The sequence below is a fragment of the Pseudoduganella ginsengisoli genome (assembly GCF_009720865.1).
Lineage (GTDB): Bacteria > Pseudomonadota > Gammaproteobacteria > Burkholderiales > Burkholderiaceae_D > Rugamonas > Rugamonas ginsengisoli.
Window position 1 is genome coordinate 277,946 of sequence record NZ_WNLA01000006.1, and the last position, 24,810, is coordinate 302,755.

At 61.5% G+C, this 24,810-nt stretch carries 17 protein-coding genes; 5 read left to right on the forward strand and 12 right to left on the reverse strand.

The genetic code is table 11. From position 1 onward, the window contains the following. Nucleotides 1-129 precede the first annotated feature (129 nt). Nucleotides 130-501, reverse strand: coding sequence for a lysozyme inhibitor LprI family protein (locus GM668_RS12475; protein WP_155439275.1), 372 nt, complete (start codon nucleotides 499-501; stop codon nucleotides 130-132). A gap of 66 nt (nucleotides 502-567) precedes the next feature. After that, a complete protein-coding gene (locus GM668_RS12480; protein ID WP_155439276.1) occupies nucleotides 568-3,726 on the reverse strand; it encodes an error-prone DNA polymerase in 3,159 nt (1,052 codons plus the stop codon). Between the two features lie 207 nt (nucleotides 3,727-3,933). Here GM668_RS12480 and GM668_RS12485 point away from each other — a divergent pair, with 207 nt between their 5' ends. Further along, on the forward strand, nucleotides 3,934-6,267 hold the full coding sequence (locus GM668_RS12485; protein WP_155439277.1) for a TonB-dependent receptor plug domain-containing protein: 2,334 nt from the start codon (nucleotides 3,934-3,936) through the stop codon (nucleotides 6,265-6,267). 28 nt (nucleotides 6,268-6,295) lie between these two features. Here the strand turns inward: GM668_RS12485 and coaD are convergent, their stop codons facing one another. The 5 genes from coaD to GM668_RS12510 form a co-directional block, all read right to left on the reverse strand. After that, nucleotides 6,296-7,465: a pantetheine-phosphate adenylyltransferase gene (coaD, locus tag GM668_RS12490; protein WP_155439278.1), complete on the reverse strand. Its 1,170-nt coding sequence runs from the start codon at nucleotides 7,463-7,465 to the stop codon at nucleotides 6,296-6,298. A gap of 55 nt (nucleotides 7,466-7,520) precedes the next feature. Beyond that, nucleotides 7,521-8,858: an ATP-binding protein gene (locus GM668_RS12495; protein ID WP_155439279.1), complete on the reverse strand. Its 1,338-nt coding sequence runs from the start codon at nucleotides 8,856-8,858 to the stop codon at nucleotides 7,521-7,523. After that, the gene (locus tag GM668_RS12500; protein ID WP_155439280.1) at nucleotides 8,858-9,517 is read right to left on the reverse strand and encodes a response regulator; all 660 of its coding nucleotides are present in this window, start codon (nucleotides 9,515-9,517) and stop codon (nucleotides 8,858-8,860) included. Before GM668_RS12500 ends, GM668_RS12495 begins: the two co-directional genes overlap by 1 nt. Nucleotides 9,518-9,616: 99 nt before the next feature. Beyond that, complete coding sequence (locus GM668_RS12505) at nucleotides 9,617-11,125, reverse strand: DegQ family serine endoprotease (protein WP_155439281.1); 1,509 nt, start codon at nucleotides 11,123-11,125, stop codon at nucleotides 9,617-9,619. 251 nt (nucleotides 11,126-11,376) lie between these two features. Further along, nucleotides 11,377-11,841 (reverse strand): Hsp20 family protein, encoded by a 465-nt coding sequence (locus tag GM668_RS12510; protein WP_155439282.1) that lies wholly within the window; start codon nucleotides 11,839-11,841, stop codon nucleotides 11,377-11,379. A gap of 203 nt (nucleotides 11,842-12,044) precedes the next feature. Between GM668_RS12510 and GM668_RS12515 the strand changes: the two genes are divergently transcribed. Beyond that, nucleotides 12,045-13,958: a M61 family metallopeptidase gene (locus GM668_RS12515; protein ID WP_229499234.1), complete on the forward strand. Its 1,914-nt coding sequence runs from the start codon at nucleotides 12,045-12,047 to the stop codon at nucleotides 13,956-13,958. Between the two features lie 89 nt (nucleotides 13,959-14,047). Further along, entirely contained in the window at nucleotides 14,048-14,992 is a 945-nt protein-coding gene (locus tag GM668_RS12520; protein WP_155439283.1) for a sensor domain-containing diguanylate cyclase, read from the forward strand. Nucleotides 14,993-15,035: 43 nt separating this feature from the next. On the opposite strand, the gene GM668_RS12525 is transcribed toward GM668_RS12520, so the two are convergent. The 3 genes from GM668_RS12525 to imuA are packed head-to-tail and all read right to left on the reverse strand — an operon-like array spanning nucleotide 15,036 to nucleotide 17,912. Next, entirely contained in the window at nucleotides 15,036-15,794 is a 759-nt protein-coding gene (locus GM668_RS12525; RefSeq protein WP_155439284.1) for an alpha/beta hydrolase family protein, read from the reverse strand. Nucleotides 15,795-15,811: 17 nt separating this feature from the next. Then, nucleotides 15,812-17,272 (reverse strand): Y-family DNA polymerase, encoded by a 1,461-nt coding sequence (locus tag GM668_RS12530; protein WP_155439285.1) that lies wholly within the window; start codon nucleotides 17,270-17,272, stop codon nucleotides 15,812-15,814. Beyond that, on the reverse strand, nucleotides 17,199-17,912 hold the full coding sequence (imuA, locus tag GM668_RS12535; protein ID WP_155439286.1) for a translesion DNA synthesis-associated protein ImuA: 714 nt from the start codon (nucleotides 17,910-17,912) through the stop codon (nucleotides 17,199-17,201). The genes GM668_RS12530 and imuA overlap by 74 nt, the downstream gene beginning before the upstream one ends. A 126-nt stretch (nucleotides 17,913-18,038) precedes the next feature. Between imuA and GM668_RS12540 the strand changes: the two genes are divergently transcribed. Next, nucleotides 18,039-19,286 carry a putative Na+/H+ antiporter gene (locus GM668_RS12540; protein WP_155439287.1) on the forward strand — a complete coding sequence of 416 codons (1,248 nt, stop codon included), beginning with the start codon at nucleotides 18,039-18,041 and terminating at the stop codon, nucleotides 19,284-19,286. On the opposite strand, the gene GM668_RS12545 is transcribed toward GM668_RS12540, so the two are convergent. Next, on the reverse strand, nucleotides 19,281-20,387 hold the full coding sequence (locus GM668_RS12545; RefSeq protein ID WP_155439288.1) for an extracellular catalytic domain type 1 short-chain-length polyhydroxyalkanoate depolymerase: 1,107 nt from the start codon (nucleotides 20,385-20,387) through the stop codon (nucleotides 19,281-19,283). The two genes, GM668_RS12540 and GM668_RS12545, sit on opposite strands and share 6 nt — an antisense overlap. An 88-nt stretch (nucleotides 20,388-20,475) precedes the next feature. Here GM668_RS12545 and GM668_RS12550 point away from each other — a divergent pair, with 88 nt between their 5' ends. Further along, nucleotides 20,476-20,703: a hypothetical protein gene (locus tag GM668_RS12550; protein ID WP_155439289.1), complete on the forward strand. Its 228-nt coding sequence runs from the start codon at nucleotides 20,476-20,478 to the stop codon at nucleotides 20,701-20,703. A 100-nt stretch (nucleotides 20,704-20,803) separates the two neighbouring features. Here the strand turns inward: GM668_RS12550 and hrpA are convergent. Next, nucleotides 20,804-24,810, reverse strand: a 4,007-nt coding sequence (gene hrpA, locus GM668_RS12555; protein WP_155439290.1) for an ATP-dependent RNA helicase HrpA, incomplete at its 5' end; no start/stop codon positions are given.

A 24,810-nucleotide genomic window follows, 5' to 3' on the forward strand; every position in this document is an offset into this window, starting at 1 on the left:
AAGTCCGCCCCGCCGCCTTCATAAGGCGCCCCCAGCGCGAGTCCCAGCAGGCATCTCTGATATTTTTCCAGCGACATGACGGTCTCCCTGACATGGACTTATCAGGCATCATCCGCCAGCGTACATACGTTACAGCTTGCTGTTCATGCAGCCGGCGCTCGTGCATTCACGCAGGCGGTCTTGCAGGAAGCGGGAGCGCTCGATCGTGGTGTTGGCGGCGCAGTCGAGATTCACGTAAAAGCCGTTCGCTTCACGCTTCGAACAATGTTGGTTGCGCGACTCGATCCACGCCAGCTGCCCGCTTTTCAGGGCTTTCTTTCCATTGGCGTCCAGTTGGGAACTCAGCTTCTTGTAAGTTTCGTTCAACTCCTTGTCTGCTTCCTGATATACCTTGTTCAGGCAATACAGGCCGTCGAAATCATTTTTCGGGGCGTCGCAGGCAGAGTTGGCAAAGGCGGAACCGGACAGGCACATCAACAGGGAAAGAATCAGTTTTTTCATAGCTTTTCTACAGAGAGGGAAGAAGTTCGTCGTCATATTATCAAAAAATAAATATCCACAACAACTTCAATGAAAATCCCGGCTCCCTGTTTTCAACCGCCCCAGCAAATGCGACAAATCCACCAGCCGCTTGGCAACCAGGTGGCACACCTTGCCTTCGCGCTGCCACACGCCATACACGCCCAGCAGCGATGCATTGAGCACTTCACGGCGCTGCTGCTCCACCAGTGTGGGCCACACAATGACGTTGACGTTGCCGGTCTCGTCTTCAATCGTGATAAACAACACGCCCTTGGCCGTGCCCGGACGCTGGCGCACAGTGACGATACCGCAGCCCCGCGCAGGCCAGCCCTGTTCAAACGTGTTCAGCGTGGACGCCGGCAAAAACCGCTTGGCCAGCAATTGCGGCCGCAACAGCGCCAGCGGGTGCCGGTCCAGAGTCAACCCTTGTGAACGGTAGTCGTGCAGGATTTCATCGCCTTCCGATGGCGGCGCCAGTTGCGGCGTTTCTTCCTGCGGCACGGTGGGGCGTAATAAATCCTTGTCCGGCACGGCGCCTGCCGCATCCCATAGCGCTTGCCTGCGGTTGCCGGCCAACGGGCGCAATGCATTGCCCGCTGCCAGTACCTGCAAATCATGGCGGTCCAGCCCGGCACGGCGCGCCAAATCCGCCACACTGGCAAATGGCCGCACGATGCGCGCGACCTCGATGCGCTCCGCACTGTCGGGACGCATGCCCCGCAACAGCGACAGCCCCAGCCGCACGGCAGGCTGGCCACGCGGACCATCCACTTCTTCCAGCGACGAATCCCAGTTGCTGCACGTGATGTCAACGGGCCGCACCACCACACCGTGACGCCTGGCATCCTGCACCAGTTGCGATGGCCCATAAAACCCCATGGGCTGGCTATTGAGCAGCGCGCATAGAAACGCGGCGGGTTCGTGGCACTTGATCCATGAACTGAAATACGTCAGCAGCGCAAAACTGGCCGCGTGCGATTCGGGAAAACCATATTCACCAAAGCCGCGGATCTGGTTGCAGATGGCGTCCGCAAATTCAGCGGGATACTGCCTTTCCATCATGCCGGCCTTGATTTTTCCTTCATATTTATCGATGCCGCCCTTGCGCTTCCAGGCCGCCATGGCACGCCGCAACTGGTCCGCGTCGCCCTCGCTAAAACCGGCGGCGATCATCGCCACCTGCATCACCTGTTCCTGGAAGATCGGCACACCCAGCGTACGTTCCAGTGCAGCTTCCAGGCGGGGAGGATAATCAATCAGGCTGGGGTCCAGCCGCCGTTTTAAATACGGATGCACCATGCCGCCCTGAATCGGCCCCGGCCGCACCAGCGCCACTTCAATCACGAGGTCGTAAAACACGCGGGGCTTTAAACGGGGCAGCATGCTCATTTGCGCGCGCGATTCAATCTGGAATACGCCGATGGTGTCCGCTTCGCACATCATGTCGTAGGTGGCCGTGTCTTCCCGCGGAATATCCTGCAGGCGGAACTGCGTGCCGCGCCGCTCCCCCACCATGTCCAGCGCGCGCCGCAGTGCGGACAGCATGCCCAGCGCCAGCACATCGACTTTCATCAGCCCCAGTTCTTCCAGGTCATCCTTGTCCCACTGGATGACGCTGCGGTCCGGCATGCTGGCATTTTCAATCGGCACCAGGCGCGACAACTTATCCTGCGCAATGACAAAGCCACCCACGTGCTGCGACAAATGGCGGGGAAAGCCGAGGAACTGGTATGCCAGCGACGACCACTGGTGCGCCAGCTGCGATTCCGGGTCCAGCCCGCATTCGCCCAGCCGCGCCAGCAATTCCTGTCGGCTGTCGAACCAGTGATGCGAGCGCGCCACTTTTTCCACAATGGCCAAATCCACGCCCAGCGCCTTGCCACTGTCGCGCAGCGCGCTTTTCGGGCGGTAGCAAATCACGGTGGCCGCCAGCGCGGCGCGGTGCCTGCCATATTTCGTATAAATGTATTGAATGACTTCTTCGCGCCGCTGGTGTTCGAAGTCCACGTCGATGTCCGGCGGCTCGTTGCGCTCCCGTGAAATAAACCGCCCCACCAGCAAATTCGAATGTTCAGGGTCGACTTCCGTCACCCCCAGGCAATAACAGACAGCGGAATTCGCCGCCGAACCCCGGCCCTGGCAAAGGATGTGCTGGGAACGCGCATAGCGGACAATGTCATACACCGTGAGGAAATAAAACTCGTATTTCAATTCCGCGATGAGTTCCAGCTCTTTCTCCACCTGTTCTACCACCTTGGCGGGAATGCCGTTCGGATAGCGGCCACCGGCGCCGATATACGTTTGCTCGCGCAAATAACTCGATGGCGTATGCCCATCCGGCACCAGTTCATGCGGATATTCATAGCGCAATTCTTCCAGTGAAAACGTGCACAGGCTGGCGATGCGCAAGGTCTCATCCAGCGCGGCGCGCGGATAAATATTGGCCAGCCGCAGGCGCTGCCGCAAATGCTGTTCGCCATTTTGCGGCAAGCCATAACCGCACTCGCCCACCGGCTTGCCAAGCCGCACGGCCGTCAACGTATCGAGCAGCGGCTTGCGGGAACGCACATGCATGCGCACGTCGCCCACCGCCACCACGGGCAAGCCATGCTGCAGCGCCACTTCGTCAATGCTGATGCGGTGGCTTTCATCAAATGCCCGCTGCAGCAAATTCAAGCCCATCCATGCACGTTCCGGGAATTGCTCCGCCATCCACGCTGCCTGCCGGTGCAGCCGGTCGATCTCTTCCGGCATATCCACGGGATAATGCGGCAGCAAAATCGCCAGGCAATGAGGCAAACCCTGCAAATGCGCATAGGCCGGCTGCGGCGCCGCGATATCGGCCGGACGCAGCAAATACTGCCCCTTGACCACGCCACTGCGCGTGCGCGCCAGCGTGATCAATTCCGATAAATTGCCATACCCTTCCCGGTCTTGCGCCAGCACCAGCAGCGACAAGCCCGCACTGCCGTCCGCTTCCGTCAAATGAAAGTGCGCACCGATCAATAATTTCAACCCGGCCCGCTTCGCCACGCCATGCGCGCGCACGACCCCGGCCAGCGAACATTCATCGGTGACGGCCAACGCTTTGTACCCCAGTTGCACAGCCCGCTCCGCCAACTCTTCCGCATGGGACGCCCCCTGCAGGAACGAGAAATTCGACAGGCAGAAAAGTTCCGCGTAATCAGGTAAGTCAGTTGACATGGCTTAAAAAAAATACTGTGTTTTTATACAGTATTATAGCCTCTACACATCTGACTGCTGAGTAACTTATCTACGTTGTACTACGGATGTCCTGAAAATCTTGCCTCGATTACAATCGCCGCATTTTTTTTAACTCCGGAGACGCGCGTGTTTGCAACCAGCACTTTACGTAAAGCAGTTCTAATCAGCCTGTACGGGGGCGCCGCCATGGCCACCCTGCCCCCTGCCGTTTATGCGCAGACCGCCGGCGAAAGTGCTTCGCAGCCGCAAACAATCAGCATCGTCGGTTCGCGCCGCGCCACCTCGTCCGCCACCGACACCGTGGTCCCGGTCGACGTGATTCCCATGACCAAAGCTGCCGAACAGGGGGCGCAATTCGACCTGGCGCAATCGCTGACGTACGTGTCGCCTTCGTTCAACTCGACCCGCCAGACCGGTGCGGACGGCGCCGACCTGGTCGATTCCGCCGCACTGCGCGGCCTGGGTTCGGACCAGACGCTGGTGCTGGTCAATGGCAAGCGCCGCCACACGACGGCGCTGGTCAACCTGTTTGGCGCGCGCAACCGCGGCAATACGGGCACCGACATGAATGCCATCCCGCTGCTGGCCATCAAGGATGTGCAAGTGCTGCGTGACGGTGCTGCCGCCCAATATGGTTCCGACGCGATTGCCGGTGTGATGGACATCGGCCTGAAGAAAAGCCTGGGCTGCGAAGCCGTGACGGGCTACAGCCAGTATTCGGAAGGCGACGGCAAGAATTACATGGCGTCCGCTTACTGCGGCGTGGCCCTGGCCGGCGGCGTGGTCGGCATCACGGGCGAATACCTGGACCGTGGCCGCTCGAACCGCGCGGATGCCGGCAATCCCCGCATCATTGGCGACACCAAAGCGGAAAACCAGACCTTGTACGTGAACGGTGAAGTGCCGACCATCCCGGGCGGCAAATTCTATTTCACGGCCGGCGCGCAAAAGCGCGACGCGTCCAGCGCGGCATGGGCCCGTGGCGGCGTGGGCACGGACGATATTCCATCGCGTAACTCGGCAGCCATGTACCCGAACGGCTTCGTGCCGTTCATCAATGGCGACATCGATGACCGCTATGCGATTGTCGGCCACAAGAACAAGTTCGGCGAATGGAATGCCGACTTTTCGCAGACTTATGGCTACAACCGCATGCTGTACAACATCAGCAATACGCTCAATGCGTCGATGGCCAACGCCGACTTGATCAAGGGCGGCAAAGGCGTCAGCCCATCGTCGTTTGATGCGGGCGGTTTCTCGTTCCGCCAGTTGACGTCCAATGCCGACTTCAGCCGCTACTACGACCACGTGCTGCAAGGCTTGAACGTGGCGTTCGGCGCGGAATACCGCAGCGAACAATACAAGATCTTTGCCGGCGAACCCGGTTCGTACATCGATGCGGACGGCGTCGGCTTTGGCGGCAATGCCGGCAGCCAGGGCTTCCCGGGCTTCCAGCCGGGCGACCGCACCGCAGCCCGCCGCCACAGCAGCGCGGAATACCTGGACCTGGAACTGGACGTGACCGACCGCGTGAAAGTGCAAGGCGCGCTGCGCCATGAACGCTACAGCGACTTCGGTTCCACCACCACCGGCAAGCTGGCCGGTTCGCTGCGCGTGACGCCGGACTTGCTGCTGCGTGCGTCCGCCAGCACGGGCTTCCGCGCCCCATCGCTGCAGCAAGTGTATTTCTCGTCGACGTTCACGGACTTCATCAGCGGCGTGCCAACCGACGTGGTGCTGGCGCCAAACGGCGGCCCGGTCGCCAATGCGGCAGGCATTCCCAAGCTGAAAGAAGAAAAATCCACCAGCTACACCTTGGGCACGACGTGGACGCCGGTTCCAGCCGTGTCGGTCACGGCTGACCTGTACGACATCAAGATCAAGGACCGCATCGTGCTGTCCGGCCGCTTCAATGCCGGCAACTACCCATCGCTGGCAGAGCGCCTGGCCAAGCTGGGCGTGGGCGAAGCGCAATTTTTCGTCAACTCGGTCGATACGAAAACCCAGGGCCTGGATTTGACGGCGTCGCATAAAGCCACCGTGGCCGGCAACAAGCTGACCACGTTCCTGGCCATGAACTTCAGCAAGACCGAAGTGACGGGCATCCACGCACCGGCATCGCTGAAAGGCTATGAAGACGTGCTGCTGTCCGAGCGCGAGCGCCTGTTCATCGAACAGGGCGGCCCGCGCAGCAAGGCCACCTTGGGCTTTGATTACGTCACGGGTGCGCTGGAAACCGACTTCAAGATCATTCACTTCGGCCCGCAAACCCTGGGCACGTTCAGCGGCACGGCCGCTGGGGTACCGAACGCGAAGTATGAAGCGAAGACGTCGGCGGACCTGTCCTTCACGTACTCGATCACGAAAAATACCAAGCTGACGTTTGGCGGCGCCAACATCTTCAACGTGAAGCCGACCCGCCAGAATCCGGATGAAACGGACAACGGCTTCAAGTATGACTCCGTGCAGTTTGGCTTGAACGGTGCGTCGTACTTCGGCCGCCTGTGGGTGAAGTTCTAAAGACTGGCAAGCCGGGGCAGCGTATCAGTCACTGCCCCAGTTGCTGCAATTCCCACGTCATATTGGCAATCGCCAGCGCATTGTATTGTTCGGCAAAGAAGGGATCGCCAAACAAGGTGCCGGCTATGGCTTTCTGGCGCAGGTACGTCAACACCTGGCCGCGCTGCACCGGATAGGTGTCGTCCGGCACGTGGCTGTATTCGTGGCGGATACCCTGCGCATAGTGGCGGTACACTTCTTCATCCTGCCCCAGGATCGCAAGGTCCACGCTGAGCATGGTTTCCTTCAACGGGTGGCTGATGGCCGGCCCCTGGAAGTGGTCGGTGGCGCGGATCAGCGCGGCCACGCCATCCGAGAAGCCTGCCTGCTTGCCGTCGCCTAAGCCGCTGCCCAGCCACAGGCGGGCGCTGTGTTCTTCATTCGACAATTCCCCATCGGCGGCAGGACCATCGCCATGCACATAGTGCAAATCGTGGAACCAGAAGGCTGCACGCACCAGGTCGGCATCATGGCGGCTGGGGCCGACATTGGCGCTCCACGTGCGGATTTCCGCCAAGCCGTGCACCAGATGGTCGAGGTTGTGATAGTGGCGGTCCGTGCCGCCATACGCATCGCTGCCCGTAATACGCAGGAACCACGTATCGGCACGGGCCCGCACATCGACGGACGCCTGGCTATATTGCCACAAGCCATCCCACTCCTTGCGCAGCCAGCTCATGATCCACGCGTGATAAGCGGGTGGCGGCACGAATTTTTTCATGGTCCAGTTCCAGCCCACCGGTCCTTCCAGCGCTTTGACGAAACTGGAACTGACGGAACCGAGGTCCCGCGGCGGCATGACGAACAGCGTCTTGGCGCCGCCAATCACGTCGACATTGGTTTGCTGGATCAGGTTTTCGTAATCGAAGTCCGCCGTGGTGCGAATACCGCGGATCAGGTAATCGACGCCATGCCGCTTCGCCACGCGCGCCGTGTAATCGCTTTTCACGATCATCACTTGCACATTGCTCCAGCCCCGCTCGGCGCAGCTGCGCAGCACGATATCCTTGCGCTGTTCGGCGGAAAACTTGGGTTGCTTGGTCGAATTCTCGGACAGGAACACCACCACGTCATCCGCGATGGACCGGGCTTCGCCGATCACCCACATGTGGCCATTGGTGATCGGGTCCAACGTACCCGAAAAGCCGATTTTTTTCATGCCTGCTCCGCTGACGGTATCAAAACCGCCATTCTAGCGTGAGCAGGCCATGCTTTTATGAAATGCTTGTGACAGTAGGAAATTCCACCCGCACTTGCAATCCGCCCAAGCGGGGCGACTGGTCCAGTACCAGCGTGGCGCCATGGCGTTCCGCAATGGCTTTGATGATCGCCAGTCCCAGGCCACTGCCGCCGGCCGGACTGCCCGGCACGCGGTAAAAGCGGCTGAACACGCGTTCCCGTTCTTCCGGTGGAATGCCGGGGCCGCTGTCTTCCACACACAGCACGGCTTTGCCTTCATGCTGGCGCACTTCCACGTCGACCGTACCGCCGGACGGCGTGTATTTGATGGCGTTGTCGACCAGGTTGCGCAGCAAGATCAGCAGCGCATCGCCCTGCCCCGCCACGACGGCATCTTCCGCATGGTGCAAGCCCAGGTCGATGCCCCGTGTTTGCGCAATGCCGGCCAGATCCCCCAAGGTGCGGCGCGCCAGGTCGGCCAGGTTGACGTCGTCTTTCTTGAATTCGCTGTCCGCTTCCTGCCGTGCCAGCACCAGCAATTGTTCGACCAGCCGTGTGGCGCGCTCAATGCCTGACGTCAGCCGGCCCACGGCCACGGCGCGCGCTTCCGCGCTGTCGGCGCGCTCCAGGCTCAACACCTGCAACTTCAACGCCGCCAGCGGCGTGCGCAATTCATGGGCCGCATCGGCAACGAAATGCTGCTGTGCTTCAAACGCGGTTTTCACGCGGCCAAACAGCAAATTCAATTCCTGCACCAGCGGCTGCACTTCATCCGGCAAGCCGGCTTCCGACACGGGCGACAAATCGTCAGCCTGGCGCGCCGCCACTTGCTTGCGCACGCGCGACACCGGCGCCAGTGAACCACTGACCACCCACCACACGACCAGCATCAGCAAGGGCGCCATCATGGCAATCGGCGCCACCGTGCGCAGCGCGAGCGCGCCTGCCATGCGCTGGCGCACTTTCATGTCTTGCGCAATTTGCACGGTCTGGTTATTGGTCTGGATGGAAAACACGCGGTATGTGGCGCCCCGCACGCGCACATTGGAAAAACCCAGCACGGCGCGCTGCGGCAATTCCGCGCGCGACAGCGAACGGAACACCTGGACACCGTCCGGCGTCCACACTTGCACCACCATGTCGTCGTTGTCGGCCGCGTCGCCCTGGCCATACTGGTTCGCCATCGGCGCACCGGAGCGCAGCGACAGCGCCATTTGCTGCATGTGGTAATCGAAGATTTCATCCGCATCGCTGCGGGCGCTACGGTATGCGATGACAGCTTGCGCCATGGCCGCCAGCACGATGGCCGCCAGCAAAAACCACAGCAGGCGGCCGCGCAGCGAATGCGTGACAGGCAACTCAGGCAGTTTCATCAATTCTTCGGCACCATGTAGCCCAAGCCGCGCACGTTCTGGATCAACTCGCTGCCGAGCTTTTTACGCAAGCCGTGGATATACACTTCCACGGCATTGCTGTTGACTTCATCTTTCCAGCTATACAGCTTTTCTTCCAGCTGGGCCCGCGACAGCACGATGCCGGGACGCGCAATCAGCGCTTCCAGCACGGCCCATTCGCGGGCAGACAAATTCACGGGCTGGCCATTGGCAATGACTTCCCGCGTTTGCGGATTGACGGACACGCCCTTGTGTTCAAACACGGGTTCCGCGCGGCCCGCCGAGCGGCGCAGCAAGGCGCGAATGCGGGCCAGTAATTCATCCAGGTCGTATGGTTTTAATACATAGTCGTCCGCGCCCGCATCCAGGCCGGCAATGCGCTGGTCAACCGCATCGCGGGCCGTGGCCACCAGCACTGGCGTCAATTCTTTGCGCGCCCGCATTGAACGCAATACTTCCAGACCATCCTTGCGGGGTAAACCCAGGTCCAGCAACACGAGGTCATAGGTTTGCGTCTGCAGGGCCGTGTCCGCCATATCGCCATCTTTGACCCAGTCGACTGCGTAGTGCTCGGCCCGTAACAGGTCGAGCACTACTTCACCGATCATCGTGTCATCTTCCACCAGCAATAGCCGCATGGTTTTATCCTTTCTGTTTTTATTGTAGGGTCGGCACTACCGGTATGCATGCAATGGCGGATTACGCGCTCCGCGCTAATCCGCCCTACAGTCACAGCTTTAACCGATCCGCACAGGAATGAATATTTTGTCATCCCCGCGCTGGATCAGCAAGGCAACGGACTTATCGGACTTCGCCATCAATTCGCGCACCTGCTCCAGCGAATTCACAGGGCGGCCATTGACGGACAACAACACATCGCCCGGTTCCACACCGGCAAACGCGGCGGCGCCGGATGCCTGTTCGACCAGCAAACCAGACTGGATGCCGGACTGGCGTTTTTCCAGCGGATCCAGCGGACGCAGCGCCAGGCCCAGCTTCACTTTGCCTGAGGCGCCATCGCTGGCGCGCGCCACATCGGCGACCTTATCCATTGCATTGCCCAGCTTGCCGCTCAATTCAATGGATTTACCCTGGCGCCAGACTTCCAGGCTGACTTTGTCGCCCGGCATGGCCAAGCCAACGATGGCTGGCAAGTCAGCTGACGCGACAATCTTTTGGCCATTGACTTTGCGGATTACGTCGCCCGCTTTCAAGCCCAGCTTGTCGGCAGGACCGCCCGGCTCCACGTTCGCCACCAGCGCGCCTTCCGGCGTGGCCAGGTTAAACGAGTCAGCGAAGCTCTGGTTGACTTCCTGCACGGAAACACCCAGCTTGGCATGCGACACCTTGCCTGTCGAAACAATCTGGTCTTTGATCTTGGTGGCCACGTCAATCGGGATCGCGAACGACAAACCCTGGTAGCCCCCCGTCTGGCTGTAAATCTGCGAGTTAATGCCGATCACTTCACCGCGCGTATTGAACAGCGGGCCGCCCGAGTTGCCGGGGTTGACTGCCACGTCGGTCTGGATGAACGGCACATAGCTGTCATCCGGCAGCGAGCGGCCCTTGGCGCTGACGACACCAGCCGTCACCGTGCTTTCCAGGCCGTATGGCGAACCGATTGCCAGCACCCACTCGCCGACTTTCAAGTCAGACGTGCGGCCCAGCGGCGCCACGGGCAAGTTTTTTGCATCGATCTTCAGCACCGCCACGTCGGTTTTCGGATCGGAACCCAATACCTTGGCGCGGAATTCGCGGCGGTCGGTCAGCTTGACCGTCACTTCGCTGGCGTCGCGCACCACGTGGGCGTTGGTCAGGATCACGCCGTCAGCGCTGATGATGAAGCCGGAACCGACGCCATGGACCGGCATCGGGCGTTCGCCGCGCGGCTGGCCTTGCTGGAAGCGGCGGAAGAATTCATAAAACGGATCGTCGCCAAACGGATCGCGGCCACGCTGGTCATAACCGGCAGTTTTCGTGGTGCCGGTGACGCTGATGTTGACCACGGCAGGCCCGTTGCGTTCAGCGATGACGCTGAAGTCCGGCATGGCAATCATGGGGGCGGCGACAGGAACGCCTGCCGGCACATTGGCAGCCGGCGCCGAAGCCGAAGCCGGTGCCGGAACCGGCACGGCGCCGGCATGATTCTGTTGAACGACGACGGCTCCACCTGCGCCCAAGGCTCCGAGTACGGCCAGGGCCAGAACACCACGCTTGATCGTTTTGGAAACAGGTTGGTTTTGCATTGCTGCTCTCCTGGATAGAAGGATTTTCGATGTATCCAATATGAGGCAACAGACTTAGACGCCGCTTAACTTTGCTGAACTGTGGCGTTCTGCCTGCACCTCATTTGCGATGCAGGATTGACAATCAATGTGGATGCCTGGCCTGAAGGCCCTGCACCCATGTAAAAACGAATAAGGCCGGCAAAAGCCGGCCATGTTGCGATGCTGGTACCGCGCAGCGCGCGCTGCGCGGTACTCCTGCTGCCAGGAGATTAGGCTGCCTGGCGCTGCTCGATAGCCGCCACGTTCGAAGCTTCCACGCCATCGATAGCGATCTTGCGTGGTTTCAGGGCTTCCGGTACTTCACGCACCAGTTCGATGGTCAGCATGCCGTTATCGAACGAGGCCCCCGTGACTTTCACGTGGTTGGCCAGCTGGAAACGCTGCTCGAAGTCGCGGGCAGCGATGCCGCGGTGCAGGTAAGTGCGTTCCACGCCGTCGCGCTGTTTGCGGCCCACCACCAGCAAGGTATCGCGCTCGGAAGTGATGTCGATTTCCGAACGGTTGAAACCTGCCAGCGCCATCACGATACGGTACTGGTCTTCCGACACCAGTTCGATGTTGTATGGGGGGTAGCTGGGCTGTGCATCGCCGCGCTGGGCGTCATTGAGCATTTGTGCCAGGCGGTCGAAGCCGATAGCGGAACGATACAGTGGAGTCAGGTCAAAAGTACGCATGATTCATATCCTTTTAAAGTTAAGCGATAAGGTCCGCCGGTCCCCTGCTGGGCAACCGGTGAATCCGATATACGGTTGCCCATTTACAGTTTCAAGAGCTTTTTTTTCAAATTTTCTTCGGTTATTTTGCGTACACTTCGAAACATTAGAAAATTTCCCGCGTGCTACACTGAACCTCTTTAAATCCCCTGTTTTGCCCTTAAATGATGTCTTTCCGCCCTGCCGTACGCAGCCTCGTACGGACTGTACTGGCCGCCACTTCCACCACGTTCATCGCTGCCCACGCTGCCGACACCATCCCCGCTCCGGCAGACCAGCCGTATCCGGGCGCCATCGTGCTCAATGTCGATGCGTCGAACACGTCGCAGCAAATCTTCCGCATCAAGGAAAGCATTCCCGCCAAACCAGGCAAGCTAACGCTGCTGTACCCGCAATGGATACCGGCCAACCACGGCCCCAGCGGTCCGCTGAACCAGCTTGCGGGACTGAAACTGACCGTCAATGGCAAGCCGCTAACATGGGCGCGCGATCCGATCAACGTGTACGCTTTCCACATTGACGTGCCGCGCGATGCGAAGACCGTGGAAGTGGAGTACCAGTACCTGTCGCCGACCGAGCCGAACCAGGGCCGCACGACGATCACCAGCGATATCCTGGGCGTGCAGTGGCATTCGATGACCTTGTATCCGGCCGGCTATGCGACGCGCCGCATCCAGGTGCAGGCCAGCCTGACCTTGCCGGAAGGCTGGGGCTATGCGACGGCGCTGGATACGGCGGAACGCAAAGGCGATACCGTGCAATTCAAGCCGCTGGACCTGGAAACACTGGTGGACTCGCCGTTGTTTGCAGGCCGCTACCACCAGCGCTATGACCTCGATCCGGGCGGCAAGCTGCCGGTGCATTTGAACGTGTTTGCCGACACGGCGGAAGCGGCGGAAGCCAGGCCGGAACAAATCGAACTGCACCGCGCCCTGGTCCAGCAAGCTTATAAGCTGTTCAACTCGCAGCATTACGCACACTACGATTTCCTGCTGGCCCTGTCGGAAGAATTCGGCGGCGTTGGCCGCGAACACCACCAGTCCAGCGAAAACGGCGTCAAGCTGGATTACTTCACGGACTGGAACAAAACGGAATCCGTGCGCGGCTTGCTGCCCCATGAATTCACGCATTCCTGGAACGGCAAGTTCCGCCGCCCGGCGGGCCAGAACGTATTGAACTTCAACACGCCGCTGCAAAACAATTTGCTGTGGGTGTATGAAGGCCAGACGCAATACTGGGGCCATGTGCTGTCAGCCCGTTCCGGCCTGCTCCGCCCGGAAAGCGTACGTGACATTATTGCCGCCACGGCTGCCCGCTACGACGCCATGCGCGGCCGTTCGTGGCGCCCTGTGGAAGACACCACGTATGACCCCATCATCAATGGCCGCCGTCCGCAGGGCTGGACCAGCTGGCAGCGCAGTGAAGATTATTACAACGAAGGCGCCCTGATCTGGCTGGATGCCGACACCAAGATCCGCGAACTGTCGGGCGACACGAAATCGCTGGACAATTTCGCCCGTCATTTCTTTGGCGTTGACAATGGCAGCTATACGGCCAGCCACTACACGTTTGACGACGTCGTCAAAGCCCTCAATGCCGTCCAGCCTTACGACTGGGCCACGTTCCTGCGCACCCGCGTGGAAACTGTCGGCCCGGCGCCATTGGATGGCCTGGCGCGCGCAGGCTGGAAGCTGGTCTATACCGATACGCCAACGCCGTACCTGAAAGGCGTGGAAGAGCGCAGCAAGTCGGCGGACTTCCAGTATTCGCTGGGCTTTTCCGTCAGCAGCGAGGGCAAGATCGAAGCGCTGCAGTGGGAAGGTGTGGGCTTCCAGGCCGGCCTGGGCGGCAGCACGACTATCATGGCCGTCAATGGCACCACGTATAAAGCCGACGTCTTGCGCACTGCCGTCACGGCGGCAAAAACCTCCGGCAAACCCATCGAACTGCTGGTCAAGAAGGGCAGTAAAATCCGCACGGTCATGCTGGATTACCACGGAGGCTTGAAATATCCGCGCCTGGAACGCATCGAAGGGACGCCGGACCGCCTGCAAGCGATCCTTGCTCCGTTGAAGTAAGGCCAGGCTGCAACACCGGGCGCATTCACCATGCGGATGGTTCGCGGCTGCGGTTATACTAAAAATAACCTGCCGACCTCGAAGCACGTATGGATGCGCCCACCTCTGAACAACTGCTGCTGGAAGAAAACGCCCGCTTACGGCGTGAACTCGATGCCCTGCGCCAGCAGGCGCGCATCTTCCAGGCCATCCTCGACAACGCGCCCATACTGATTTCCACCAAGGATCTGGAAGGCCGCGTGACGATGGCCAACCGCCATTTTGAAATCCTCGACGGCTACGATGCCGCTACCTTTGTCGGCGCCAATGTCTTTGACTTGTTTCCACCCGAGATAGCCGAACAGCTGTGGCGCAATGACCGCCGCGCAGCACTGGAGCGGCGCGCCGTGCACGAAGAAGAATCCGTCTACCATTGCGACAAGACGCTGCACACGTACCTGACCACCAAGTTCCCCCTGTATGGCGAGCAAAACGAAGTCATCGCCACCTGTGCCGTATCGACGGACATCACGGAGACCCGGCAAGCGGAAAATGACAGCGTCACGGATGAATTGACGGGCTTGAAGAACCGCCGCTACTTCAACATGCGTTTCCACGAAGAGCAAATGCGGGCGCTGCGCGACAACCGCCTGCTCTGCCTGCTGTTACTGGATGTGGACCGTTTCAAGGAATACAACGACCATTACGGCCATCCGCAAGGCGACGCAGTATTGAAAGCGGTGGCGGCTTGCATACGCGGCGCGCTGAACCGTGGCGGCGATTTATGTTTCCGCATTGGCGGCGATGAATTCGCGTGCCTGTTCTCTGCCAGCGGCGAAGAAGAATGCCTGGCGCTGGCGCGGCAAATCCATACGGCGATGGCCGCTTGCGCGATGGCGCATCAGGACAATCCCCCCACGGGCATGGTGACCTTGTCGAGCGGCGCCGCCTTCCTGCATCCCGGCGTTTCACTGGACCAGGATGCGCTGTACGAACTGGCGGACCAGGCACTGTACCGCGCCAAGCATCAGGGGCGTAACCGCGTGTCGACCTGATTCAACGCTGAATCAACGCTGATTGCCGCGCTGATTGCCGCGCTTATGCCAGATAGCGGCGGCTCCATGCGGCAATGACGTCCGCCACATAGGCGGTATCTTCTTTACGCGTCAGCAAATGGTCCGCGTCATCCAGCGACACAAAACTTTTCGGATGTTTGGCCGGACCAAAAATTTCCATCGCATGGCTGAGCGGCACGGTATCGTCGCCGGGCGCATGCATGACCAGCAGCGCCTTGCGCAGGCCGGCAATTTTGTCGCGCAGGCTATGCGTCCCCGCATCGTCGACGAATTGCTGGCGGATGCGGAATGGCCGTCCGGCCAGTTGCACGCGGGCTTCCCCTTCTTCGGCAATGCGTTCCAAGTGTTCGCTGAACGTACTGGTGGCAAAGACTGGGCTGCCGGGCGATGCAATCGTCACCACGGCTTTGGCTTCCGGTAAGTGTTCCGCCGCCGCCAGCATGGCCGTGCCGCCCAGGCTGTGGCCGATCAATAATTGCGGCGCGTTGAAATGCGTGCGCAAGTATGCTGCCGCCACCAATAAATCATCGACGTTGGTGGAAAAATTCGTGTCAGCAAAATCGCCGCCGCTGGCGCCGATGCCCGTGAAATCAAAACGCAGCACGGCAATGCCGTGTTCCGTCAATTCCTGCGCAATGCGCCGTGCCGCCAGCACGTCTTTGCCGCAGGTGAAACAGTGCGCATACAGCGCGTAGGCACGGGGCGCGTCATCAGGTGAATCGAGGCGCGCCGCCAGCTGGTGGCCGTGGGTGCCGGGGAAGTCATGTCGTTGGGTTCGCATAAGCGGCAGTTTACCGTCTATCCAAACAGTCCGTGCAAATACCAGCGAGGCTCCCCCCCATCACCCGAACGTTCCAGGAAAATCCAGTAATGCGCATGGTCGCTGCCCTCGGCAATGAAATAGTCGCGCACCTGTATCGCATTCCACCAGCCTGCTTCAATGCGCTCCGCGCCGGACACCAGCCGCAGAGGCGACATATAAAACGGCCGGTTGTCGCGCATGATCAGCGCGACCGGCTTAGGCAACAGCCACACGGGCCGGGGCAAGCTGTGCGGAGGCAGGCGCTGGTCCTGGGGGCGCAGCTTATGCTGCACCGGTTGCCACGCATTGGCCTGGTCCGGCCGGTAATCCGCTTGCGGCGCAGCGCGCAGCACGTTATCGGCGCCCAGCCGCGCCACCAGCAATTCAAACAAGCGTTCACGGTCCTGGCTGGTGCCGCCCGGCTCGGGAAACAGCGACGCCGTCAATGGCGTCATCGCCTGCACTTGCACAGCTTCCAGCCGCAAGCCAATCACAGGCGCAGGCAATTCGGTACGGGCCAGCCGCTCCTTCAACAGCCGCAACAAATGGTCGCCGCGCCAGACAGCTTCCGCCAGCACGATATCAATCGCAGTGGGTGGACAAGCCGTCCTGCCCCGTTCATGGTCCAGCAACAGGCAAATCCGTTCGACGGCGTAGTGATGTACAGTCAGCCAGCCCGTCATTTGCTGCACCAGCCGCTGCGCGCCATGCAGCAGCGCTTCCGCATGTTCAATCCGGTCAAATAATTCCAGCCCCGCTTTGAATTCCGGCGGCGGTTCCAGCCACGCATGCATTTCCGGCGCTTCGCCATAAGCCGCATCGAGCACATCGAGCAGCGCGCGGCCACAGCGGCGCTGCAAGCCGGGACGGGGCAGCCGGCGCAACTCCCCCACCGTCTGGCAGCCGATGCCCTCCAGCCACGTGCGGAATGGCCGGGCGGGCGGCGGCAGCCAGGCCGGCAGCCGCGCCAGGCGGCGAGTCAGTGATTGCATTGTTAAAGAACGTCCGCTGCGGCTGCGCGCCAGCAGCCACGCACCCTGCGCAGTCGGTGCGCAACTGAGTGCAGCGGTAAAGCCCAATGCCCGCACACTGGCCGCCGCCAGCCGGCACAGGTTGCGGATGCCGCCAAACAAGCGCAAGCTGGCGCCGATGTCGAGCAACAGCACGCCTTCTTCCGCCAGCGCCACTTGCGGCGTATAGCGCAGCAGCGCCAGCGCTGCCGCCTGCAATGCGTCGGCTTCCCGCTGCACACTGCGTTCATGCAATTGAATGTCCGGCGCCATCAACAGTGCGCCGCCGCGCCGCATCCCCACCCGCACACCGGCGGCATGGGCTGCGCGCGACATCGCCAGCACGCCATCCTGCTCCAATACCGCCGTGCAGCTAGCCGCTGACCAGCTGGGGCAAAACACTTCGAGCGGTAGCCGGTACAGGCAAAGGCCGATCCACAGTTGCATGACGCTGTAACAAAGAAGGTGGCAAGGGCAGGAACAGCGGCGCATCGCGCTGAGGTCCCCGGCGTTTTACAAATTCAATCGACAGCCCGCCCTGAGCCGTCCGCAGCGCCAGCCGCAATGGCGCGGGCGAAGCATCTTGCGCGGCAGCCAGCGGCCGCATCAGGCAAAACAGCGTATCGCCGCTTTGCGCCGCCAAATGCAGGCGGCGCAGGTTTTCATGGCGGATTTGCTGCTGCCACAACAGCAGCGCCCCGCAACAGCCGCTGCGCAAGACTTGTTCCGCTGCCCACAGCGCGTCGCCGGATTTGCCGGTATTGCGTATCCAGACCATCTGCCCCGGAGGCAAGCCCAGCGCCGCCAGCGCCAGCCCCTGTGGTATTTGCGGCGGCGCCAGCAGCACCACGGGCCGCTGCGCCGCCTGCTGCAGCGCGGGCCGCAGCAAACGGATTTCACCGATGCCCGGCTGCTGCAGCAATAACTCCGTCAAACTCCCTACTGGCCAGCCCCCGCCCGGCAATTGGGCCGACAGCACGGCATGGCCGGTATCGATGCAGCGCACCGCCCCTTGCGCCAGTTGCGATGCCCGCCACAGGGCAGGATGCAAGCTTTCCGGCGTGGCAATGAGCGATGAACTGTGCATGGGCCTGACCCGCCTTCAAACAAAAATACTGGATATCCATACAGTACTTTGAAAACGCGGTTTTGACAAGGTATACACGTTTCCAATGGTCAAATTCGAGCGTGTTGGTTGCGCTAAAATAAACATATGACTGATATCCAATTGACCGGCGCCATCCTGTTCGCCCTCGCACTGATCCACACCTTCGCTGCGAAATTCTTCGAAACGCTGGCCCACCGTCACCCGCGCCATGCGGGGCTGTTCCACTTGCTGGGCGAAGTGGAAGTCGTGTTCGGCTTCTGGGCCGCCATCCTCGTTGCCGCCATCGCGCTGATGGCGGGCGCGCAAAATGCCATTGCGTATGCGGAATCGCGCCAGTACACGGAACCACTGTTCGTGTTTGTCGTCATGGTGGTGGCTGCATCGCGGCCGGTGCTTGATTGCGTGCAGCGCGTGCTGTCGCTGCTGGCGCGGCTGGCGCCCGTGCGCGGCGAACTGGCGCTGGTGTGGCTGGGCATGGCCGTGGTGCCGCTGGCGGGATCGCTGGTGACGGAACCGGCCGCCATGACCCTGGCGGCATTGACCTTGGCGCCGCTGGTGTTCCGCGACGGCGTCCCAGAATGGCTGAAATATGGCGCGCTGGGCGTGCTGTTCGTGAATGTGTCGATCGGCGGCACCTTGACCGCGTATGCCGCGCCGCCCGTGCTGATGGTGGCTGCCACGTGGGACTGGGACAGCGCATTCATGGCATCCCAATTCGGCTGGAAAGCCGCGCTGGCGACAGTGATCAACGCGACCGCCATGACCTTCCTGCTGCGGCGCCACGTGCAGCCACCGGCCGGCGCAAACAATACCGCGCAACACCCCGTTCCCCTGCCTGTCACGCTGGTGCACCTGGGCGTGCTGGCGCTGGTGGTGGTGCTGGCGCATCACCCGGTGCTGTTCCTTGGCATCTTCCTGCTGTTCCTCGGCTTCGCCCACGCGTACCAGCGCTACCAGCAGCCGCTGATCCTCAAGGAAGGCTTGCTGGTGGGCTTTTTCCTGGCCGGCCTCGTGGTCCTGGGCGGCATGCAGCAATGGTGGCTGCAACCGGTGATCTCGCAACTGCAACCACTGGCGCTGTTCTTTGGCGCCGTGGCGCTGACCGCCATCACGGATAACGCCGCGCTGACTTATCTGGGCTCGCTGGCCGATGGCATCACACCCCATGCGCAATACATGCTGGTGGCGGGCGCCGTGGCGGGCGGCGGCTTGACGGTGATTGCCAACGCGCCCAATCCGGCCGGGGCCGCGCTGCTCAAGGCAGGCTTCCGCGATGGCTCAATCGGCGCGGCAGGGTTGCTGCTGGGGGCGCTGGCGCCAACCGCTGTGGCGGTCATGATGCTGCTGCTATGAACGCCGGTGCTGCGCAAAAAACGCCGCCATCATGCGGCTCGCATCCGGTCCCGCCGCCGCATTGAATTTCCATTCCGGGTCACCGCCGCTCCACGCATGGCCCAGGCCCGCAATGCTGGCCACGCGCAGCACCACCTTGTTCCCGGCCGCATAGTCGCGGATCGTATGCGCATGGCGGCTGCCGCTGCGGGTGGCGTCCCTGCTGGTCACCGTGGCGCGCGCAGACAGTGGCAAGCCATTCAGCAGCAGCCATTGCCGCGTCAACTGTTGCTGGTTCACGGGATGCACGACGTGGTCCGCATCGCCCTGGATCAAGAGCGCAGGCATGCCGGGAAAGCCCGGGCGCCCGCGCAGCACGCCCTCAATTGCGTCCGCATGCGATACGGCGCCGTGCCGCATCACGTGCAGCGCGCCAGCCGGTGTATGGCCCGCGCCAAACACCGGGCCGGAATGCAGTCCCACGGCCGCAATCAATTCCGGATGATTCAATGCCAGTACGGCCGCCATGCCCGCCCCTGCCGATAAACCGCATGCATAAATGCGCCGCACATTGAAACCGTGCTGCACGCAGACTTTGGCCACCAGCATGGCCAGCAACTCTGTATCGCCGCCGCCCTGCTGCGTCGCTGAATCATACCAGCGCCAGCAACGCTGCGCCTGGCTACTGGCCAATTGCTGCGGATACAGCACAGCGTAGCCCTTTTGTTCCGCCACCCGGTTCATGCGCGTACCCTGCGCAAATTGCGTGGCGCTCTGCTGGCAGCCATGCAGCATGACAATCAGGGGCCAGCCCAGTGCCGGGGCGGGCTGGTCCGGCAAATACAGCCAGTACGCCATGCGCCGTCCCGGCGGCTGGCCCGGCAACTGCGGCAGCGCAATATGGGCTGCCAGCCATTTGCCGGGGGCGACCGGCGTTTCTTTACGGTCATGCTTGCGCAGTTCCAATGCTGCCGGGCTACGGAGCGCCACCGCTGCGCGTTTGGGTTTAGGCTGTGCCTTCGGTTTTGAAACAGCCAGCAGCCTGGACACCATTTTTTGCTGCGACTTCGCGGCACGGGTCAGGCTGCGCAGCAAGCGCATACCGGGAGCGGATTTGGCCATGGCAACTCCAGAGGTCATGTGTTGCAGCGCAATATACCGGCTGCCGCTATCCCGCTCCGTGCGCTGGCGCACCACTCAGGAGAACGCAATGACGATGAAAACCCGCAAGAAACACACGAACCAGCACAAAGATACGCAAGACCGCCCTCGCCTTGATTCGTACCGCTCGCAGCAAAGCGGCCGCCAGCAAAATACGTCGGTTCAACCGGGCAACCTGTCCGGCGCCGGCAGCGAAGGGGGCGATGAATTCACCATCAGCAGCGAGTCGGGCCAGGGACGCGGCAACCGCCAGCGCGGCGGCAGCGGCAACCGGTAACAGCCAGAGACTGAGCGCGGGAAGCCGGGGGGCCGGGCTATGGGACTGCGCCGGCTAACCCCGCCGCGCACCCGCTGCGTACGCGGGATGGCCGGCGCACTTAGCGCTGCATGGATTCCCACACTTTTTGCAAGCGCTTGACGGACACTGGCATCGGCGTGCGCAGCTCTTGCGCAAACAGCGATACGCGCAACTCTTCCAGCATCCAGCGGAATTCCACCAGTTTCGGGTCCGTATTGCGGCCTGCGGACTTGTCGCGCATCAGGCGCTGGTATGGCGCGGCAGCGACTTGCCACTCCGCCATCAGTTTTGCATCGCGCGCAGGATCGCCGCGCAGTTTTTCCAGCCGCACGTTCATGGCTTTCAAATAGCGCGGGAAGTGCGCCAGCTGGCTATAGTCCGTATCGAGCAGGAAGCGCTTGTGCACCAATCCCTGCAACTGCTGCTGCATGTCGGCCGCCACTTGCGCATTGATGTTTTGCAGGCGCTTCGGCAAGCCGTGGTATTCCGTCAGCACTTGCGACAGCAGGCGCGCCACTTCATTGACCAGCAACACGAGGCGCGATTTGCCTTCATCCTTGCGCTTGGTGAACGACGCCGCATCAACCGGCAATGGATCCTGCAGGCACGCGATATCGAGCGCCTTGTTGATGATCTGGTCGCGCAACTCTTCCTGCGTGCCCATGGCCATGAATTGCATGCCCATTTGCTGCAAGTTCGGGATGCTCTTTTCAATGAACTTGATTTGATCCTTCATTTGCAGCGCAAATAAACGGCGCAAGCCGATGCGGTGCGTACGCTCTGCCACGGAAGGATCATCGAACACTTCCAGGTCGCAATGCGTGCCTTTATCGACCAGCGCCGGGAAGCCGATCAGGGTCAGCTTGCCTTGCGTGATTTCCAGCAGTTCCGGCAATTCGCCGAAAGTCCAGCCAGTAATGTTCGTGTGCTGCGATGGCGGCGCCGCTTCCGCCGCCGGGGCTTTGGCTTGCACCGTACCGCCATGAATGCCGCCGTGCGGCTTGGCGCCTGCAGGCGTCCCAGCCTTCGGCTGCACACCGGCTGGCGCCGTGGTCTCCGCCATCTTCTGGAAACTCTGGCGCGCCTGCATGCCATATTCCGCCTGCAGCGTGGCCAGGTTGCGGCCCATGTCCAGCTGGCGGCCATGCTCGTCAATCACCTTGAAATTCATGAAGTGGTGGGCGGGCAGCGTTTCCGGCTTGAAGTCCGAGCTCAATGGGGTAATCGTGATTTGCTGGCGGATATCGGCAATGATGGCGTCGATCAAATCGCCCTTGCCGAACCCATTGGCTTCCTGCACACGCTCGCAGAATTTCGCCGCATAATCCGGCAGCGGCACGCAATGGCGGCGCAGCTTTTGCGGCAGGGATTTCAGCAGCAAATGCACCTTCTCTTTCAGCATGCCCGGCACCAGCCACTCGCACCGTTCGCGCGACAACTGGTTCAACGCATACAGCGGCACCGCCAGGGTCACGCCATCACGCACGCTGCCCGGTTCGAAGTGGTACGTCAGCGCCATTTCCAAGCCTGCCGCCAGCATGGTTTTCGGGAACAGCTCCGTCGTCACGCCTGCCGCTTCATGCCGCATCAATTCATCGCGGTTCAGGTACAGCAGCTTGGGATTGTCGCGCGTGGCGTCCTTGTGCCACTTTTCAAACGCGGCGCCATTGACGACATCAAAGGGAATCAGCTTGTCGTAAAACGCGGCAATCAATTCATCATCGACCAGCACGTCGATACGGCGCGACTTGTGTTCGAGGTTTTCAATTTCCTTGATCAGCCGGTGGTTATGCGCAAAGAATGGCGCGCGGGTGTCGAAGTCGCCGCCCACCAGCGCGTCGCGGATAAAGATTTCACGCGCCTCGGCCGGGTTGTGCGCGCCGTAATTGATGCGGCGCTGGCTGTACACGACGAGGCCATACAGCGTGGCCCGTTCCGATGCCGTCACTTGCGCGCTGCGCTTTTCCCAGCGCGGCTCGCCCCACGATTTTTTCAGCAAGTGCGAGCCGACTTTTTCCAGCCACTCCGGCTCGATCTTCGCCACGCAGCGTGCATACAAACGCGTGGTTTCCACCAGTTCGGCCGCCATGATCCACTTGCCAGGCTTTTTCGACAGGTGCGAGCCAGGCCACACGTGGAAGCGGATGCCGCGCGCGCCCAGGAAACCGGCGCCCGGTTCATCTTCGCCCTTGAAGCCGACGTTGCCCAGCAAGCCGGTCAGCAGCGCCAGGTGCAGGTTGTCATAGGTAGCCGGCGCTTCATTCAAACGCCAGCCCTGCTCTTTCACGATGGTCAGCAATTGCGAATGCACGTCGCGCCACTCGCGCAGGCGCAGCTGCGACAGGAAATTCGCGCGGCAATTGTCCATCAACTGGCGGTTCGACTTCTTGTGCTCAATGGCGTTCTCGAACCACTTCCACATTTTCAGGTAGCTGAGGAATTCGGATTTTTCATCGGCGAATTTCTTGTGCGCTTCGTCGGCTGCCTGCTGCGCTTCAATCGGGCGGTCGCGCGGGTCTTGCACGGACAATGCGGCTGCCACAATCAGCACTTCCGTCAGCGCCGCGTTATCGAGGCCGGCCAAAATCATGCGGCCCACGCGCGGGTCCAGCGGCAGCTTGGCCAGCTTGCGGCCCAGCGCCGTGATCTGGTTGTATTCATCGACTGCGCCCAGTTCCTGCAGCAACTGGTAGCCGTCGGCAATCGCGCGCGCCAGCGGCGGCTCGATGAATGGAAAAGTCTCCACATCCGCCAGGTGCAGCGTCTTCATGCGCAGGATGACGGAGGCCAGCGATGAGCGCAGGATTTCCGGGTCCGTGAATTTCGGGCGCTGCAGGAAATCCTGTTCGTCATACAGGCGGATACACACGCCATCGGCGACACGGCCGCATCGGCCGGCGCGCTGGTTGGCTGCCGATTGCGCGACCGGTTCGATCTGCAGTTGCTCGACCTTGTTGCGGTAGCTATAGCGCTTGACGCGGGCCAAGCCCGTATCAACCACGTAGCGAATGCCCGGCACAGTCAGCGACGTTTCCGCCACGTTGGTGGCCAGCACGATGCGGCGCGCATTCGTCGTGCGGAACACGCGGTCTTGTTCTTCCACCGACAGGCGGGCAAACAGCGGCAGGATTTCCACGTGCGGCGGATGGTGCTTGCGCAGCGCTTCGGCCGCGTCGCGGATTTCACGCTCGCCGGGCAGGAAGACCAGCACGTCGCCCTGTCCCAGGCGGCACACTTCATCGACGCCATCGACAATGGCGTCCATCAAATCGCGCTTGTCGCGCTCCGCGGCGGCGGCGCGCGCTTGCGGACGGCCATCGGCGGGCTGCTGTCCCATCGGCGCCACGTCGCGGTCAACGGGGCGGTAACGCACTTCCACCGCATACAAGCGGCCCGACACTTCAATCACGGGCGCCGGCTTTTCCGGCGTGCCGAAGTGGCGCGCAAAACGGTCCGCATCAATCGTGGCCGACGTGATGATGACCTTCAAATCCGGACGGCGCGGCAGCAATTGCTTCAGGTAGCCCAGCAGGAAGTCGATGTTCAGGCTGCGCTCGTGCGCCTCGTCGATGATGATGGTGTCGTAGGCTTTCAGCAGCGGGTCGGTCTGCGTTTCCGCCAACAGAATACCGTCCGTCATCAGCTTGATGGCCGCGCCTTTCGACAAGGTGTCGGCAAAACGCACCTTGAAGCCCACGTTTTCGCCCAGCGGCGTACCCAGTTCCTGCGCAATGCGCTTGGCGGTGGACGATGCGGCAATCCGGCGCGGCTGTGTATGGCCAATCACGCCCTTGCGGCCACGGCCCAGTTCCAGGCAGATTTTTGGCAACTGCGTGGTTTTACCGGAACCCGTTTCACCCGAAACGATGACGACCTGGTTGTTTTGCAGCGCTTCGGCGATTTCATGGCGGCGGCCAGACACCGGCAAGTCTTCCGGGAACGTGACCGGCGGGATCGGGTTGCGGAACAGCGCCTCCGCTTCACGGGCCGCAATTTGCTCCGGCGTTTCCTTCGGCGGGCGCTGGCGGCGCGGCTGGCCACCTTCCGGACGCGGCGTGCGCCCGGCGCCGGCGGCACGCGGCTGCC

Excerpts from the sequence above, each read along its gene's own strand:
- GM668_RS12500 (WP_155439280.1), bottom strand. The coding sequence starts at position 9,517 with ATGCGGCTATTGCTGGTGGAAGATGACACGATGATCGGTGAAGTAGTG.
- GM668_RS12540 (WP_155439287.1), top strand. The coding sequence starts at position 18,039 with ATGACTGATATCCAATTGACCGGCGCCATCCTGTTCGCCCTCGCACTG.
- GM668_RS12480 (WP_155439276.1), bottom strand. The coding sequence starts at position 3,726 with ATGTCAACTGACTTACCTGATTACGCGGAACTTTTCTGCCTGTCGAAT.
- coaD (WP_155439278.1), bottom strand. The coding sequence starts at position 7,465 with ATGAAAAAAATCGGCTTTTCGGGTACGTTGGACCCGATCACCAATGGC.
- imuA (WP_155439286.1), bottom strand. The coding sequence starts at position 17,912 with ATGCACAGTTCATCGCTCATTGCCACGCCGGAAAGCTTGCATCCTGCC.
- GM668_RS12530 (WP_155439285.1), bottom strand. The coding sequence starts at position 17,272 with ATGCAACTGTGGATCGGCCTTTGCCTGTACCGGCTACCGCTCGAAGTG.
- GM668_RS12495 (WP_155439279.1), bottom strand. The coding sequence starts at position 8,858 with ATGAAACTGCCTGAGTTGCCTGTCACGCATTCGCTGCGCGGCCGCCTG.
- GM668_RS12485 (WP_155439277.1), top strand. The coding sequence starts at position 3,934 with ATGGCCACCCTGCCCCCTGCCGTTTATGCGCAGACCGCCGGCGAAAGT.
- GM668_RS12545 (WP_155439288.1), bottom strand. The coding sequence starts at position 20,387 with ATGGCCAAATCCGCTCCCGGTATGCGCTTGCTGCGCAGCCTGACCCGT.
- GM668_RS12520 (WP_155439283.1), top strand. The coding sequence starts at position 14,048 with ATGGATGCGCCCACCTCTGAACAACTGCTGCTGGAAGAAAACGCCCGC.
- GM668_RS12505 (WP_155439281.1), bottom strand. The coding sequence starts at position 11,125 with ATGCAAAACCAACCTGTTTCCAAAACGATCAAGCGTGGTGTTCTGGCC.
- GM668_RS12550 (WP_155439289.1), top strand. The coding sequence starts at position 20,476 with ATGACGATGAAAACCCGCAAGAAACACACGAACCAGCACAAAGATACG.
- GM668_RS12515 (WP_229499234.1), top strand. The coding sequence starts at position 12,045 with ATGATGTCTTTCCGCCCTGCCGTACGCAGCCTCGTACGGACTGTACTG.
- GM668_RS12525 (WP_155439284.1), bottom strand. The coding sequence starts at position 15,794 with ATGCGAACCCAACGACATGACTTCCCCGGCACCCACGGCCACCAGCTG.
- GM668_RS12510 (WP_155439282.1), bottom strand. The coding sequence starts at position 11,841 with ATGCGTACTTTTGACCTGACTCCACTGTATCGTTCCGCTATCGGCTTC.
- GM668_RS12475 (WP_155439275.1), bottom strand. The coding sequence starts at position 501 with ATGAAAAAACTGATTCTTTCCCTGTTGATGTGCCTGTCCGGTTCCGCC.